Genomic DNA, 14,022 nt, shown 5'->3' on the forward strand with positions numbered 1-14,022 from the left:
CTGCCCTGCCCGCTGACACTTTCATTTAAAGCAGCACAGGCGAGACAACGTGCAAAAGTGCGGGCGAATTGTCTTGGACACTTTGTGAAAATTTCGTGCAACGCATATCCGGAAACACAATATAAAGACCAAACAAAACGCCCCGAACCGGTCGGGGCGTTTTGCAGTCGGTGCGGCAATTATTTCTCGGCGCGTTCTTTCAGCGCTTTGAGCGTGTTGAACGGCGCGTCGACAACGAACTTGTTAGCCACCATCGCCGGCACACTGCCGCCAGGATTGGTGTGCACCTGATAGGTCACTTCGACCTGATCGCCCTTGGGTACGAATTTCCAGAAGCCTTTGACTTCGGTGACACGTACAAAGCCTTTCTCTTCCGGCAGATAGGTCGGCACGCCTTCAAGGTTGCGGGTCAGGCTGCCGTCAGCGCCTTCAAAGGTGGTGATCTTCAGCACCGAGTCACGCGGGGTCACCGGCCATGGCGTATTGAACTGAGAATAGGTCCAGCTCTGATCGCCTTCATGCTTGAGCAGCTTCTGGGACTTGCACTCGTGGATCCAGGCGCATGCACCGGAGACATCTTCCTGCAAGGCGCGCAGTTTGGCGACGGTGGTCTTCATCAGCGCAACGCCCTGATAGGCCTTGTAGTCCGAACCTGGCACTTCGCTCAGGGAAACCTTGATGCCCTGTTCGTTCTTGGCGACTTTCCAGTCCTCAGCCTGAGCAATCGAGGTGGCGAGCACAGCGGTCAATCCACACAACACGGCGATACGATGCAGCGAACCCATAGTCTTATTCCTTATTGTTGAAGTTCCGTTCGTTTGACACATCACGCCGCGGTCATTCGCTCCCACCAGCCGATCAACCTGATCGCCTCTTCCGAGCTGGCGCCACAGACTTCAACATCCGCAGCGAACCCGGAACAGACCGGCGGACGCTCCGGGCGACCGAAAATATTGCACAGGTTATCGACCGAGAGTTGCACGCAACGTTCACCGGCAGGTTTGCCATCGGGCATGCCGGGGATCGGCGAACTGATGGAGGGGGCAATGCAGCAAGCGCCACAGCCTTCACGGCATTTCATGACGAACCAATCCTCGCGACGGGACGATGTGTTAAAGGAGACGGGGCACAGAGTAACCGCTAAAACGGCTGTTTCAAATTGCCTGAGCCGGTTTTGCGCGATAACTGAAAGTGACTGCGCAGTCACAGGCAAAGCGTCTGTTCTGCGGGTCAGAGGTGGCTGTTAGTCACTGTTTGAATTCGAAATCCAGGGCAGCGCCTTCGACTTCGCGGCGTTCTTCACGCAGTTGCAATTGCATTTCGTTGCTGAGCAAACGGCCGTTGAGCTGGAAGCCGCTGTCTTTTTCGCCAAACATCTGCGGCAGGATTGCCTCGCGCTTGGGCAATTCCACTGCGCCCTTGGGCTTCAATTCTTCAACCATGTCTTTGGGCAGGCTGAGATCGAGTTTTGCCGGCGGCAATTTGGTTTTCGCCACTTCGCTGGCAGATTTCGACTTGGAAGCTACCGGGCGTCGCTTCTTTGCCGGGGTGGCTTTTTTGGACTGGGCTTTCTTCACCGGTGCCGCGGTCTTGACGGCCTTGTTGGTCGTATGGGTCGCTGCCGGTTTTTCCTGGGGAGCAGCCGCCATAACACTGGGTGCCTGACCCATCACCAATAAACCCAGCAATACCCACGCGGCAGGAACAATCGCTTTCATGGACCCAACAAGACTAACGGCAGAGGGCCACATGCTCGCCTGTTGTGCGCGACAAGACAAGCCTGACCTGCCGCTCGTTCAGAATCCGCCAGCCGTTTCCTGACACAGTTGGGTCGCCAGCAACCCGAGTGTCATCAACGCCCTCTCCGCTTCGCGATTCCAGGGAATCCCGCAGTTCAGGCGGATGCAGTGGTTGAACTGCTCGGTATTACTGAAGATCAGCCCCGGTGCGATGCTGATGCCCTGCTGCAACGCGCGGACATGCAATTCCTGCGTGTTGACCCGCCCCGGCAAGCTCACCCACAGGATGAAACCGCCCGTGGGCCGGGACATTTGCGTGCCTTCGGGGAAGTGTTGCTGCACCGCCAGCTGGAAAGCGCTGAGATTTTTTCGGTATTCCTGACGGATGTACCGTAAATGCCGGTCATAGCCGCCGTTCTCAAGGTAGGCGGCGATGGCCATCTGCGTCACGCTGCAGGCCGAATGGGTACTGAAAGTCTGCAAGCGCTGGATTTCCTGCTGATACTTGCCAGCGATCATCCAGCCGATGCGCACGCCGGGCGACAACGTCTTGGAGAAGCTCGAACAGTAAATCACTCGGTCAAGCCGGTCGTAGGCCTTGAGGGCCTTGGTTCGGCCCTGCTCGAACATCAATTCACCGTAGATGTCGTCTTCGACAATCTGGATATCGAAATCCGAGGCCAGGCGCAGCAGTTGTTTCTGCCGCTCTTCGGGCATGGTGCCGCCCAGCGGATTGCTCAGCCGTGTGGTCAGCACCAGCGCCTTGATCGACCATTGGTTGGCGGCCAGTTGCAACGCTTCAAGGCTCATGCCGGTGGCCGGATCGCTGGGAATCTCGATGACTTTCAGGCCCAGCAGATCAGCCAGTTGCAGCAGCCCGTAGTAGGTCGGTGATTCAGCCGCGATCAGATCGCCCGGCCGGGTCAGTACGCGCAGTGACATTTGCAGGGCATCGACGCAGCCGTGGGTGATCACCACTTCCGAGGGGTCGACCACTACACCGGCGTCACGCATGCGAATCGCGACTTGCCGCCGCAGCGGCTCGAATCCCGGGCTGAACATATAGCTGAACGCCCGCGGACTATGAAAACGCGTGACCTTGGCCAGTTGCTGATGCAGCGCGCGGACCGGCAAATAATCGACGCTGGGCACCGCAGCGCCCAACGGGAACACGCCCTCGCGGCGAGACTCGACCAGGACCTGCTGAATGATGCTGCTGCGGGTAACCAGTCCTGGCCGTTCGACCCGGGCGATGTCCGGGGTCGGCGCCGTCAGTGCGGGCGTCTGGTGGACGTAGTAACCGGACTGTGGACGGGCGCGGATCAGCCCCTGATCTTCAAGGTTGGCATACGCCTGCAACACCGTCGCATGACTGACATTGAGCTGCGAACTCATCTTGCGCACCGAAGGCACGCGCTCTCCCGGTTGATAGACACCGCGGCGGATGTCTTCGGCCAGTTGCTGAGCAATACGCTGGTAAAGCAAGAGATTGGTCATGACGCAGCACTCGATTTCACGGGCATTTTATTCTTGTGTGAAACAATACCGGAACAGTTGGGAAGTGTACTGGGACAGTTGCCACTTTAGTCGACCATACAGTGCGGTGTCAGCCCCTGTCTGTACTGTTTTGCGCGCCAGTCGACAGACGAAAAAAAGCCCGGCTCTGCATCACAGGCCGGGCTTCCCAATGACGCCGCCCTCAGCGGGCGGCGCCGAGCTGGCCTTTCTCGTCGGAGAAAACAATCTCCACGCGCCGATTCTGCGCCCGTCCGCGTTCGGACGCGTTGGCATCCACGGGATATTCGTCGCCGTAACCTTCGACCTGGATGCGTTTTTCGTCGATACCCAAATCGATCAGCACATCGGCCACCGATTGTGCGCGGTCGCGGGACAGCTTGAGGTTTTCCTGCTTGCCGCCCGTGCTGTCGGTGTAGCCCTCGATGCGCACCACGCGTTTCGGATTCAGCTGCAAGAACTGCACGATCTTCAGCACCACGCGGTTGGCGGAGTTTTTCAGCTCGGCCTGGCCGGTGTCGAACAACACATCGCCCAGGGTCATTACCAGACCACGATCGGTTTGCGTGGTAGCGAGCGCAACGATCTGTTCTTCGAGCCACTTGCCCTGCTGTTGCACGCTCAGCAGTTTCGACTCGCGCAGGGCCAGTTGCAGGCGCTGGCGTTCCAGTTCGAGCTTGGCTGCACGCTCTTCGTTGAGCACCTGATTGGTGTGCTCACGGGCGATTTCGCTGTAGCGCTGGCTCAGGTAGGCGTAATGCACCACGTCCGAACCACTGCCCCAATAGGTCGACAAGCGATCGGCACGCGCCAGCGATTCTCCGGCGCGGATCACGTCTTTCGGCGCGATGCGCAGCACGTTGGAGTCTTCTTTGACTTTCTGGAAGTCGGCACCGGCCTGTTGCAGGGCCGCTTCGCTGTGCTGGCCGGCGCAGCCGTAGAGGCTCGCGCAACCGGCGAGGAGCAAGGCGCCGAATACACTGGATTTGAGGCTCATTGGGCCTCCCCCAGTTGCAGTTGCTTGCGCAGGCGGACGATGCGGGTATTGAGCACGTTCAGTTGTTCTTCGCTTTTTTGCGTCAGCACCTTGGCTTCGGCCAGACGGGCATCGAGTTCGGCCTGTTCGGCGCGCATGCGCGCATTGCGATAGGACTCGTCTGCCATGTTGCCTTTGGCTCGGTTGTACTTGGTTTCGGCCAGCTGCATTTGCGGGACTTCGTCGGCCGTTGCACCGACAGCTTTGGCCTGGGCGATGGCCTGTTCGGTCAAACGCATTTGTTCGTTAGGTGCCGGATCGGTTGCGCAGCCGGCCAGGGCCAGCACGGCCACCGCCGCGAAAAGAGGTCGAATACTCACTAAGAATCCCTACTGTTTTGGGGCACTGACAGGTTGCGGCGGCTGTTGCTGCTGCGCCTTCCAGCGCTCGATGTTGCGTTGCAGCGCGGCTTCCGTCAGTCCGGACGCGGGCAATTCTGTCATCTTTTTTGCCAGCTGTCCGCGCAACCACGGATCGTTGCAGGCCGAGTTATGGGAAACCGCGAGGAACAGGCCCGGTCGATCGATCGGTTGTTCGAAGGCCAGCAGGTCATCGGTCATGCCCAGTGCCTGCGCGGCGGCCATGCCTGAGTAACGTCCGGCGAGTACATATTCAACTTCGCCCAGCAGCAATTTCTGAAAGGCCTGGGTGAGGTTGGCTGTCCGGGTAAGGGTCAGATTCTGCTCGGCGAAAGTGCTGAATGCCTGGGTCATTCGAGACTTTTCCGACACACCGCCGGTGTGCCCGCGCAAGTCGATGGCTTCGCCGTACAGCAACGTCGAGCCTTTGCGCGTCCACACCAGGTAGTCATTTTCCAGCAACGGCGGATGGATGTAGTCGAGGTTTTCCAGCTCGTTGACGACCAGCGGCGCGTCGGCCAGCAGGTCCATGCGCCCGCTGCGCACTTCATCGAGGGCTTGCGCGCGTTTGCCGACGTAGAGCAATTCAACCTTGATCCCGAGGTCCTTGGCGACGTGCTGCAACAGATCGGCGCTGGCACCGATCAACTGCTTCGGATTCTGCGGATCCTGCCACAGGTACGGCGGCGCGTCCGGGCTGCCGGTGACGACGAGGCGCTCGCACTTGCCGGCGGCCACGGCCACGCCCGGTAACAGGATCAATCCCAATAACAACCTGCGACGCAGATCCATGGCGAAACGCTCCCAGTCAAATCCGAAACAAAAAAAAGCCCGACCATCAGGCCGGGCTCTTTATAAGTGAAGCCGCCGGATTAGACCAGCTTCTCCAGCTCAGGGATTGCTTCGAACAGATCCGCCACCAGGCCGTAATCGGCCACCTGGAAGATCGGCGCTTCTTCGTCCTTGTTGATCGCCACGATCACTTTGGAGTCTTTCATGCCGGCCAGGTGCTGGATCGCGCCGGAGATACCGACGGCGATGTACAGCTGAGGCGCAACGATCTTGCCGGTCTGACCGACCTGCATGTCGTTCGGTACAAAACCTGCGTCGACCGCAGCGCGCGAGGCGCCCACAGCAGCGCCGAGCTTGTCGGCCAGCGCGTACAGGTGTTTGAAGTTGTCGCCGTTCTGCATGCCGCGGCCGCCGGAAACGACGATCTTGGCAGCGGTCAGTTCCGGACGGTCGGACTTGGCCAGCTCTTCGCTGACGAAGCTCGAAGTACCGGCGTCGTGCGCAGCACCCACGGCTTCAACGGCCGCCGAACCACCTTCAGCGGCAACCGGGTCGAAACCGGTGGCACGCACGGTGATGACTTTGATCGCAGCGGTCGATTGCACGGTAGCGATGGCGTTACCGGCGTATATCGGACGCTTGAAGGTGTCAGCGCTTTCTACCGAGATGATCTCGGAGATCTGATCGACGTCCAGCGCAGCAGCAACGCGCGGCAGGATGTTTTTACCATTGGAGGTGGCGGCGGCCAGGATGTGGCTGTAGCCAGCGCCCAGCTCTGCAACCAGCGGCGCTACGTTTTCCGGCAGCTGATGAGCGTAAGCGGCGTTGTCAGCGTTGAGGACTTTGCTCACGCCAGCGATTTTCGCCGCGGCTTCAGCCACTGGGCCTGCGCCCTGACCGGCTACCAGAACGTGGATGTCGCCGCCGATTTTGGCCGCGGCAGCCACGGTGTTCAGTGTGGCCGGGGCCAGCACTTTGTTGTCGTGTTCAGCGATTACCAAGATAGTCATGTCAGATTACCTTCGCTTCGTTTTTCAGTTTCTCGACCAGTTCAGCCACCGACTTGACCTTGATGCCTGCGCTGCGTGCAGCCGGCGCTTCGACTTTCAGGGTCTTGTTGGTAGAGGCGGTGGAAACGCCCAAAGCGTCCGGAGTCAGCACTTCGAGAGGCTTCTTCTTGGCTTTCATGATGTTTGGCAGGGACGCGTAGCGCGGCTCGTTCAAACGCAGGTCGGTGGTGACGATGGCCGGCAGTTTCAGCGAAACGGTCTGCGCGCCGCCGTCGATTTCGCGGGTCACGGCAACGCTGTCGCCGGAGACTTCGACTTTCGAGGCGAACGTGCCCTGACCGTAGCCGCTCAGTGCAGCAAGCATCTGGCCGGTCTGGTTGTTGTCGCTGTCGATGGCCTGTTTGCCGAGGATCACCAGTTGAGGCTGTTCCTTGTCGACCACAGCCTTGAGCAGCTTGGCCACGGCGAGCGAGGTCAGGTCTTCAGCGGATTCGACGAGGATGGCGCGGTCGGCGCCCAGAGCCAGTGCAGTGCGCAGCTGTTCCTGAGCGGTGGACGGGCCGATGGAGACGACGACGATTTCAGTCGCAACACCTTTTTCTTTCAGGCGTACGGCTTCTTCCACTGCGATTTCGCAGAACGGGTTCATCGACATCTTGACGTTGGCGAGGTCTACGCCGGAATTGTCCGCCTTGACGCGAACCTTGACGTTGTAATCCACAACGCGTTTGACAGCTACAAGAACCTTCATGGATTCCTCGTTACTCTCCGGTGAAAAGAAAGTCGCCTAGGCGAACCTGGCGGTTGATGCTCATCAGGCTAAAAGGGCACCTCTAAAAACGCCGACGGGTCTGCCGGGTGATTGCACGTTACAAAGGCTGATAACCGTTCGTCAGGGGTGACTGAGCAGTCATCGATCTTCACGCGGTGTAAACTGCGCGCCCAAGCTGCGCTGCGCATCACCTGACGCTGCCTGCGCCCTGTCTTTAGAGGTGCTCTTGAAACCGCCAGTCTGCTTACGACTAGCGCAAAACCGCCCGTATCTTGACCGGAACACCTATTCCGGTCAATACAGCAAAATGACCATTCATAAGCCGCGCTTCTTTGATTTCTCTGGGCTGGAGCCGATTCAAACAAACGTTTGTATTGGACGCTGAGAGTGGTGTAGATATAATGCGCCGCCTAGAGAGAAAGGTGGATTCGCCAATATTCCCTTTGACGTTAACGTAAAGGCAATACGGATGCGACATCAAACCTCCAAATTAGAAAAAAACTGTTGAGCCTTGAGTAGGAGATAGCCTGTGGAACGCGAATACATGGAATTCGACGTCGTCATCGTCGGTGCCGGCCCCGCTGGTCTGTCCGCCGCCTGCCGCTTGAAGCAGAAGGCCGCTGATGCCGGTAAGGAAATCAGCGTCTGCGTGGTCGAAAAAGGCTCCGAAGTCGGCGCACACATCCTCTCCGGTGCGGTGTTTGAACCGCGCGCTCTGAACGAATTGTTCCCGGACTGGAAAGAACTTGGCGCGCCGCTGAACACGCCGGTCGCTCGCGATGACATTTTCGTGCTGAAAAACGCCGAAAGCGCACAGAAAATTCCAGACTTCTTTGTGCCCAAGACCATGCACAACGAAGGCAACTACATCATTTCCCTGGGCAACCTGTGCCGCTGGCTGGCCCAGCAGGCCGAAAACCTCGGCGTGGAAATCTATCCCGGCTTCGCCGCCCAGGAAGCGCTGATCGACGAAAACGGCGTAGTGCGCGGGATCATCACCGGTGATCTGGGCGTCGACCGCGAAGGCAACCCGAAAGAAGGCCTGTACACCCCGGGCATGGAACTGCGCGGCAAGTACACACTGTTCGCTGAAGGCTGCCGTGGCCACATCGGCAAGCAACTGATCAAGCGCTACAACCTCGACAGCGATGCCGACGTTCAGCACTACGGTATCGGCCTGAAGGAAATCTGGGAGATCGACCCGGCGAAACACCAGCCAGGCCTGGTGGTGCACACCGCCGGCTGGCCGCTGGACATCATGGGCACCGAGAACACCGGCGGCTCGTTCCTCTACCACCTGGAAAACAACCAGGTGGTTGTCGGCCTGATCGTTGACCTGTCCTACAGCAACACCTACCTGTCGCCGTTCGACGAATTCCAGCGCCTCAAGCATCACCCGGTGCTCGCGCAGTATCTGGAAGGCGGCAAGCGCATCAGCTACGGTGCCCGCGCCATTGCCAAGGGCGGCCTGAATTCGCTGCCGAAAATGATCTTCAAGGGCGGCGCGCTGATCGGTTGCGACCTCGGCACGCTGAACTTCGCCAAGATCAAAGGCAGCCACACCGCAATGAAGTCCGGCATGCTCGCCGCTGAGTCGGTCGCTGATGCGCTGTTCGCCGAGCAAGACTGCACAGTCGAATTGACCACTTACGTCGACGCATTCAAGAACAGCTGGTTGCATGAAGAACTGTTTGCCAGCCGCAACTTCGGCGCGGCGATTCACAAATACGGCGCGATCATCGGCGGTGGTTTCAACTGGCTCGACCAGAACATCTTCGGCGGCAAACTGCCGTTCACCCTGCGCGACACCAAGCCGGACTACGCCTGCCTCAAGCTGGCGGCTGACTGCAAGAAGATCGATTACCCGAAACCCGACGGCAAGCTGAGCTTCGACAAACTGAGTTCGGTGTTCATCTCCGGCACCAACCACGAAGAAGAGCAGCCCTGCCACCTGAAGCTGACCGATCCGAGCATTCCGATCAGCAAAAACCTGCCGCTGTACGACGAACCAGCGCAGCGCTACTGCCCGGCCGGTGTGTACGAAGTGATCACCAAGGAAGACGGCGAAAAGCGCTTCCAGATCAACGCCCAGAACTGCGTGCACTGCAAGACCTGTGACATCAAGGACCCTGCGCAGAACATCACCTGGGTGGCGCCGGAAGGTGCTGGTGGTCCGACTTACCCGAACATGTAAGTCGATGCGCTGAACGAAGAGGCTCCCGACATGGGGGCCTTTTTGTTGCCCCCGTTTTATGTTTCACCACAAACAATTGTAGGAGTGAGCCTGCTCGCGATAACGGTGTGTCAGCCAGCATCATTGGCACAGACATACCGCTATCGCGAGCAGGCTCACTCCTACAGGGGATCTTCGTCGACTCAGGCGGCGCGCTCATCCCCCGGGCTGCGTTCAAAGTAACGCTTGTACTCGCGGCTGAATTGCGACGTGCTCTGATACCCCACCCGATGCGCCACCTGAGCCACGCCCAGGCCCTCGGCCACCAGCAAGGTCTGCGCCTTGAGCAACCTCAGCCGCTTCAGATACTGCACCGGCGACAATAACGTGCTGCGTTTGAAATGCTCATGAAACGTCGACACGCTCATGTTCGCGCAACTGGCCAGGGTCTCGACGTTCAACGGCTCGGTGTAATGCGCGTGCAGATGGCTGATCGAAGCCGCCACCCGCGCGAACTGCCCCTGCTGTTCCACCAGCGCGCGCAAGACATCCGCCTGCGGCCCGCGTAGCGCGACGAACAACAACTCGCGCACCCGCGCCGGACCGAGAATCTGACATTCCAGCGGATCGTGCAGGCAACTGAGCAGCCGCTCGACACAGCCACGCATGTCATCGTCGAGCACCACCGAGGTCATCGATTCCGGCGTCTGCGCCGGGATATGCCGCCCCGGCGCCAGGCCCATCGCCAACACCAACTCACCGAGCTGCACCCGATCAATTGCGACTGAGACACCGAGCAAGGGTGCGTCGGGCAAGGCAAAGGTTTCGCACTCGAAGGGCACCGGCAGTGCCTGAATCAGGTAATGCCCGGCGCCATATTCCATGGTGCGCGGGCCGAGGAACGCCAGTTTGCTGCCCTGGGCGATGATCATCAGGCTTGGCTCATAAATGTGCGGGCCACGGGCGACGTCGCAACTGGCGCGCAGCACTTGCACGCCGGGCAAGCCGGTCTGGCTGTAACCATCACGCAGCGCCAGCGGTTCGATCAGCGAAACCAGCCGGGCGTTGGCATCAAGATGACGAGTTAACTGCATCGAAAAAGTCTTCGCAAAAATCAGGGAAAAAAGGGATGAAAACATCATCGCAGATCCATTGCCCCCTGCGACCGTCAAAACCTGCATGCCGGAGAATTAGGCATGAGACCCGGAGGAATCGCCATGGCCGCACGCTCAGTCGGCGCCCAGAATGCACCGCCTCACTTGTCACTGCTTTTGCGAGGTCACTCATGTACACCGCCATCGGCTATGCCGCCCAATCGGCCACCACGCCCCTCGCCCCGATGAAATTCGAACGCCGCAGCCCACGGGCCGATGACGTGGCGATCGAAATTCTCTACTGCGGCGTCTGCCATTCCGACATCCATCAGGCGCGCAATGAATGGGGAATCGCCGTTTATCCGCTGATGCCCGGCCACGAGATCGTCGGAAAAGTCACCGCTGTCGGTGCGAATGTCACCCGGCATAAAGTAGGCGATCTGGTCGGTGTCGGCTGCATGGTCGACTCTTGCCGCACCTGCGAAGCCTGCCAGTCGAATCTGGAGCAATATTGCCTCGAAGGCCCGACCATGACCTACGCCACGCCAGACCGGGTGGACGGCAGCAACACCATGGGCGGTTATTCGGACAGCATCGTCGTCAGCGAACACTTTGTGGTGCGCATTCCGGAAAAACTGGCACTGGCCAGCGCCGCGCCAATTCTCTGCGCCGGCATCACCACCTACTCGCCGCTCAAGCACTACGGTGTCAAAGCCGGCGACAAGGTCGGGATTCTTGGCATGGGTGGTCTGGGCCACATGGGCATCAAGTTTGCCAAAGCCATGGGCGCGGAAGTGACCCTGTTCACCCGTTCGGCGAGCAAAGCCGAGGAAGGCCGTCGTCAGGGCGCCGATCATGTAATCGTCTCCACCGACGCCGAGCAGATGAAAGCCGCCGCCGGGTATTTCGATTTCCTGCTCGACACCATTCCGGTGCAGCACGATCTCAATCCGTACCTCGACACCCTGCGGTTTGACGGCGTGCACATTCTGGTCGGTCTGATCGAGCCAGTTAACCCACCGGTCCACGCCGGCAAACTGGTGATGAGCCGTCGTGTGCTGGCCGGTTCCCTGATCGGCGGTGTCGCCGAAACCCAGGAAGTGCTGGATTTCTGCGCCGAGCACAACATCACCTGCGACATCGAAATGCTCGACATCCGCCAGATCAACGAAGCCTACGCGCGGATGATTGCCGGTGACGTGAAATACCGCTTCGTCATCGACATGGCGACGCTGAAGGCTTAAACCTTCAAGGCTTATACCTTCAAGCCCAGCTCCGCCGACAGCCGGGTTGTGACCCCTTTAAGCAGGGGAATCAACTCGGCCATCTTTTCCAGCGGCATGTACGGCACGGTGCTGGCGATACTGATCGCCGCGACAATACCCTTGCTCGCATCGCGAATCGGCGCCGCCACGCAGCGGATCGACGGTTCGTTGTCTTCCAGATCGAACGCGTAGCCGCCCGCCACGTATTCGGTCATACGCTGCTCGAGCTGCTCCCACGACTGCTGGGGATGCTGCGGCCAGAACTGACTTTTCCCACCCGCCGGCAGGCTGATGTCGTACAGGCGTTGCCAATCCTGCGGCGAGTCATCAAGCATCAACGCCTTGCCGATCCCGGTGCGCACCAGCGGCATGCGATGGCCGACCCGTGAACGCATCTCCGGACCATTGCGTCCAGGATTCTTCAACAGATACAGCACTTCGTCGCCTTCGCGGATGCCCAGATGCACGGTGTCGCCGGTCAGCGCCGACAACTCGTTCAGGTACGGTCCGGCCAAAGTCACCAACGGTAACTCTTCGCGTGCCTGAAAGCCCAGCTCGATCAGCTTCGGCCCGAGCAGATAACCGATCTGCGGCACCACACGCAGGTAGCGTTCGTCGACCAGGCAACTGGCCAGGCGATGGGTGGTGCTGCGCGTGGTACCGATCAGCCGGGCAATTTCCTTGAGATCACGGGCGCCGCTGGCGACGGCCTGCACCACACCGAGGCCACGCAGCAGTGTCTGGGTGCCGGTGGGCGCGGCCTCCCTGGTTTTTTCCGGAGCGTCTTCCTGCATATCCAGCCTTTACCGTTGAGCGAGGGAACGGGCGGCATTATGGTCGCCCGATGCTGAGCACTACAACTCGATACGCTCGACCTTACCCACCAGCAGCACGTAGGACAAAGCGCCGACCAGCGCGAGCACAGCGATGTAGGTGATGGCCGGAGCGAACGAATCACCGCTGGCAAGGAAGCCGATGACGATCGGCGTGGCAATCGCCGACAAGTTGCCGATGAAGTTGAACACGCCACCGGTCAGGCCAAGCAGACGGGCCGGGGCCAGTGTCGAGACCAGCGACCACGTGATCGACGCCAGACCGTTACCGAAAAATGCCAGCGCAAGAAAGGCAATCACCAGCGGCGTCGACTCAACGAAGTTGGCGCCGATGATCGAGGTCGAAATCAGCAGGCCACCAATGATCGGCAATTTACGTGCGAAGCCCACGCTGTAGCCACGGCGGATCAGGAAGTCGGAAAAGAATCCCGAACACAGCACACCCACGAACGCGGCGAGAAACGGCAGCGACGCCAGCAGGCCGGACTTGATGAAGTCCATGCCGCGGTATTTCACCAGGTAGGTCGGAAACCACGTGAGGAAAAACCACAGCGTCGAATTCAGGCAGAACTGGCCGAGGTAGATGCCCCACAACTTGCGCTTGCTGAGAACGACGCCGAGATCGGTCCAGCTGAATTTGGCTTTGACCCTGGCCGTCTCGGCCTGGATATCGACCAGCCCGCCACCCTCGCGGATCAGATCGATTTCTGCTTCGTTGGCGCCCTTGAAATCGCGCGGCTCGCGATACACCGCGTACCAGATCACCGCCCAGAGAATGCCGACCGCGCCAGTCACAACGAAAACCATGTGCCAGCCGAATGTGTGTTGCAGCCAGGCCAGTACCGGTGTCAGGAAGGCCAGACCGACGAACTGCCCGGACGTGTAGAAACCAATTGCCGTGGCGCGTTCACGCTCGGGGAACCAGGTCGTCACCACGCGGCTGTTGATCGGATACGCCGGCGCTTCCAGCGCTCCGACGGCCATGCGCAGCACGAACAGCGCGATGAAACTGCTGACGAAACCGAGCATCACCGTGGCCACTGACCACAGCAGCAGCGCCACGCTATAGAGGATCCGCGGCGGCACGCGGTCGACCAGCCAGCCGCCGGGAATCTGCATGGCGGCGTAGGTCCAGCCGAAAGCGGAGAAGATCAGACCGACGTGAACCGGATCGATGCCCAGCTCACTGGTCAGCGCCGGCGCGGCAATCGACAGGTTGCTGCGGTCCAGGTAGTTGATGACCACGGTGATAAACAGCAACACCATGATGAAAAAACGCTTGCGGCTAGGCGTGACTAAAGACGCCTGCCCGGTGAGGGTGTGCGTTTGCATGAGAGATGCCTCTTTTTATGTTTGTTGAGGACAGTCTTAAGACTTGAACCGAATCCTGTGGGAGCGGGCTTGCTCGCGAATGCGGTGTACCTGCCGAAGAAT

Annotated in this window: 14 protein-coding genes; 2 read left to right on the forward strand and 12 right to left on the reverse strand. The window is 59.6% G+C overall.

Features of this window, described 5'->3' with window-relative positions; all coding sequences use genetic code 11:
• Positions 1–179: 179 nt before the first annotated feature.
• From HU755_RS13075 to HU755_RS13115, 9 genes are all read right to left on the reverse strand, one after another.
• Positions 180–785 carry an START domain-containing protein gene (locus HU755_RS13075; protein WP_186633190.1) on the reverse strand — a complete coding sequence of 202 codons (606 nt, stop codon included), beginning with the start codon at positions 783–785 and terminating at the stop codon, positions 180–182.
• A gap of 41 nt (positions 786–826) precedes the next feature.
• Complete coding sequence (locus HU755_RS13080; protein ID WP_186547011.1) at positions 827–1,081, reverse strand: YkgJ family cysteine cluster protein; 255 nt, start codon at positions 1,079–1,081, stop codon at positions 827–829.
• Positions 1,082–1,247: 166 nt separating this feature from the next.
• Positions 1,248–1,718 carry a translation initiation factor 2 gene (locus HU755_RS13085; protein WP_186633193.1) on the reverse strand — a complete coding sequence of 157 codons (471 nt, stop codon included), beginning with the start codon at positions 1,716–1,718 and terminating at the stop codon, positions 1,248–1,250.
• A 78-nt stretch (positions 1,719–1,796) separates the two neighbouring features.
• Positions 1,797–3,236 carry a PLP-dependent aminotransferase family protein gene (locus HU755_RS13090; RefSeq protein ID WP_024013893.1) on the reverse strand — a complete coding sequence of 480 codons (1,440 nt, stop codon included), beginning with the start codon at positions 3,234–3,236 and terminating at the stop codon, positions 1,797–1,799.
• Between the two features lie 202 nt (positions 3,237–3,438).
• Positions 3,439–4,251: an OmpA family protein gene (locus HU755_RS13095; RefSeq protein ID WP_186547009.1), complete on the reverse strand. Its 813-nt coding sequence runs from the start codon at positions 4,249–4,251 to the stop codon at positions 3,439–3,441.
• Positions 4,248–4,610 (reverse strand): DUF4398 domain-containing protein, encoded by a 363-nt coding sequence (locus tag HU755_RS13100; RefSeq protein ID WP_186621645.1) that lies wholly within the window; start codon positions 4,608–4,610, stop codon positions 4,248–4,250. Before HU755_RS13100 ends, HU755_RS13095 begins: the two co-directional genes overlap by 4 nt.
• A 9-nt stretch (positions 4,611–4,619) precedes the next feature.
• On the reverse strand, positions 4,620–5,441 hold the full coding sequence (locus HU755_RS13105; RefSeq protein WP_186633196.1) for an ABC transporter substrate-binding protein: 822 nt from the start codon (positions 5,439–5,441) through the stop codon (positions 4,620–4,622).
• 80 nt (positions 5,442–5,521) lie between these two features.
• Entirely contained in the window at positions 5,522–6,451 is a 930-nt protein-coding gene (locus tag HU755_RS13110) for an electron transfer flavoprotein subunit alpha/FixB family protein (RefSeq protein WP_186633199.1), read from the reverse strand.
• A 1-nt stretch (position 6,452) separates the two neighbouring features.
• Complete coding sequence (locus HU755_RS13115; protein WP_003226982.1) at positions 6,453–7,202, reverse strand: electron transfer flavoprotein subunit beta/FixA family protein; 750 nt, start codon at positions 7,200–7,202, stop codon at positions 6,453–6,455.
• A 550-nt stretch (positions 7,203–7,752) separates the two neighbouring features.
• On the opposite strand from HU755_RS13115, the gene HU755_RS13120 reads away from it, so the two are divergent.
• Complete coding sequence (locus tag HU755_RS13120; protein WP_186633202.1) at positions 7,753–9,417, forward strand: 4Fe-4S dicluster domain-containing protein; 1,665 nt, start codon at positions 7,753–7,755, stop codon at positions 9,415–9,417.
• Between the two features lie 182 nt (positions 9,418–9,599).
• Here HU755_RS13120 and HU755_RS13125 read toward each other — a convergent pair whose 3' ends face one another.
• Entirely contained in the window at positions 9,600–10,490 is an 891-nt protein-coding gene (locus HU755_RS13125) for an AraC family transcriptional regulator (protein WP_186633205.1), read from the reverse strand.
• Between the two features lie 191 nt (positions 10,491–10,681).
• Between HU755_RS13125 and HU755_RS13130 the strand changes: the two genes are divergently transcribed.
• Positions 10,682–11,734 (forward strand): NAD(P)-dependent alcohol dehydrogenase, encoded by a 1,053-nt coding sequence (locus tag HU755_RS13130; RefSeq protein WP_186547003.1) that lies wholly within the window; start codon positions 10,682–10,684, stop codon positions 11,732–11,734.
• An 11-nt stretch (positions 11,735–11,745) separates the two neighbouring features.
• Here the strand turns inward: HU755_RS13130 and HU755_RS13135 are convergent, their stop codons facing one another.
• Positions 11,746–12,549 carry an IclR family transcriptional regulator gene (locus HU755_RS13135; protein ID WP_186633208.1) on the reverse strand — a complete coding sequence of 268 codons (804 nt, stop codon included), beginning with the start codon at positions 12,547–12,549 and terminating at the stop codon, positions 11,746–11,748.
• Between the two features lie 60 nt (positions 12,550–12,609).
• Positions 12,610–13,920: an MFS transporter gene (locus HU755_RS13140; protein ID WP_186547001.1), complete on the reverse strand. Its 1,311-nt coding sequence runs from the start codon at positions 13,918–13,920 to the stop codon at positions 12,610–12,612.
• Positions 13,921–14,022: the final 102 nt, after the last annotated feature.

This window comes from Pseudomonas sp. SWRI111 (genome assembly GCF_014268555.1).
Classification (GTDB): Bacteria; Pseudomonadota; Gammaproteobacteria; order Pseudomonadales; family Pseudomonadaceae; genus Aquipseudomonas; species Aquipseudomonas hamedanensis.

Bases quoted from the DNA above. Each gene is read 5' to 3' on its own strand.
- HU755_RS13075 (WP_186633190.1), bottom strand. From the start codon at position 785: ATGGGTTCGCTGCATCGTATCGCCGTGTTGTGTGGATTGACCGCTGTG.
- HU755_RS13080 (WP_186547011.1), bottom strand. From the start codon at position 1,081: ATGAAATGCCGTGAAGGCTGTGGCGCTTGCTGCATTGCCCCCTCCATC.
- HU755_RS13085 (WP_186633193.1), bottom strand. From the start codon at position 1,718: ATGAAAGCGATTGTTCCTGCCGCGTGGGTATTGCTGGGTTTATTGGTG.
- HU755_RS13090 (WP_024013893.1), bottom strand. From the start codon at position 3,236: ATGACCAATCTCTTGCTTTACCAGCGTATTGCTCAGCAACTGGCCGAA.
- HU755_RS13095 (WP_186547009.1), bottom strand. From the start codon at position 4,251: ATGAGCCTCAAATCCAGTGTATTCGGCGCCTTGCTCCTCGCCGGTTGC.
- HU755_RS13105 (WP_186633196.1), bottom strand. From the start codon at position 5,441: ATGGATCTGCGTCGCAGGTTGTTATTGGGATTGATCCTGTTACCGGGC.
- HU755_RS13110 (WP_186633199.1), bottom strand. From the start codon at position 6,451: ATGACTATCTTGGTAATCGCTGAACACGACAACAAAGTGCTGGCCCCG.
- HU755_RS13115 (WP_003226982.1), bottom strand. From the start codon at position 7,202: ATGAAGGTTCTTGTAGCTGTCAAACGCGTTGTGGATTACAACGTCAAG.
- HU755_RS13125 (WP_186633205.1), bottom strand. From the start codon at position 10,490: ATGCAGTTAACTCGTCATCTTGATGCCAACGCCCGGCTGGTTTCGCTG.
- HU755_RS13130 (WP_186547003.1), top strand. From the start codon at position 10,682: ATGTACACCGCCATCGGCTATGCCGCCCAATCGGCCACCACGCCCCTC.
- HU755_RS13135 (WP_186633208.1), bottom strand. From the start codon at position 12,549: ATGCAGGAAGACGCTCCGGAAAAAACCAGGGAGGCCGCGCCCACCGGC.
- HU755_RS13140 (WP_186547001.1), bottom strand. From the start codon at position 13,920: ATGCAAACGCACACCCTCACCGGGCAGGCGTCTTTAGTCACGCCTAGC.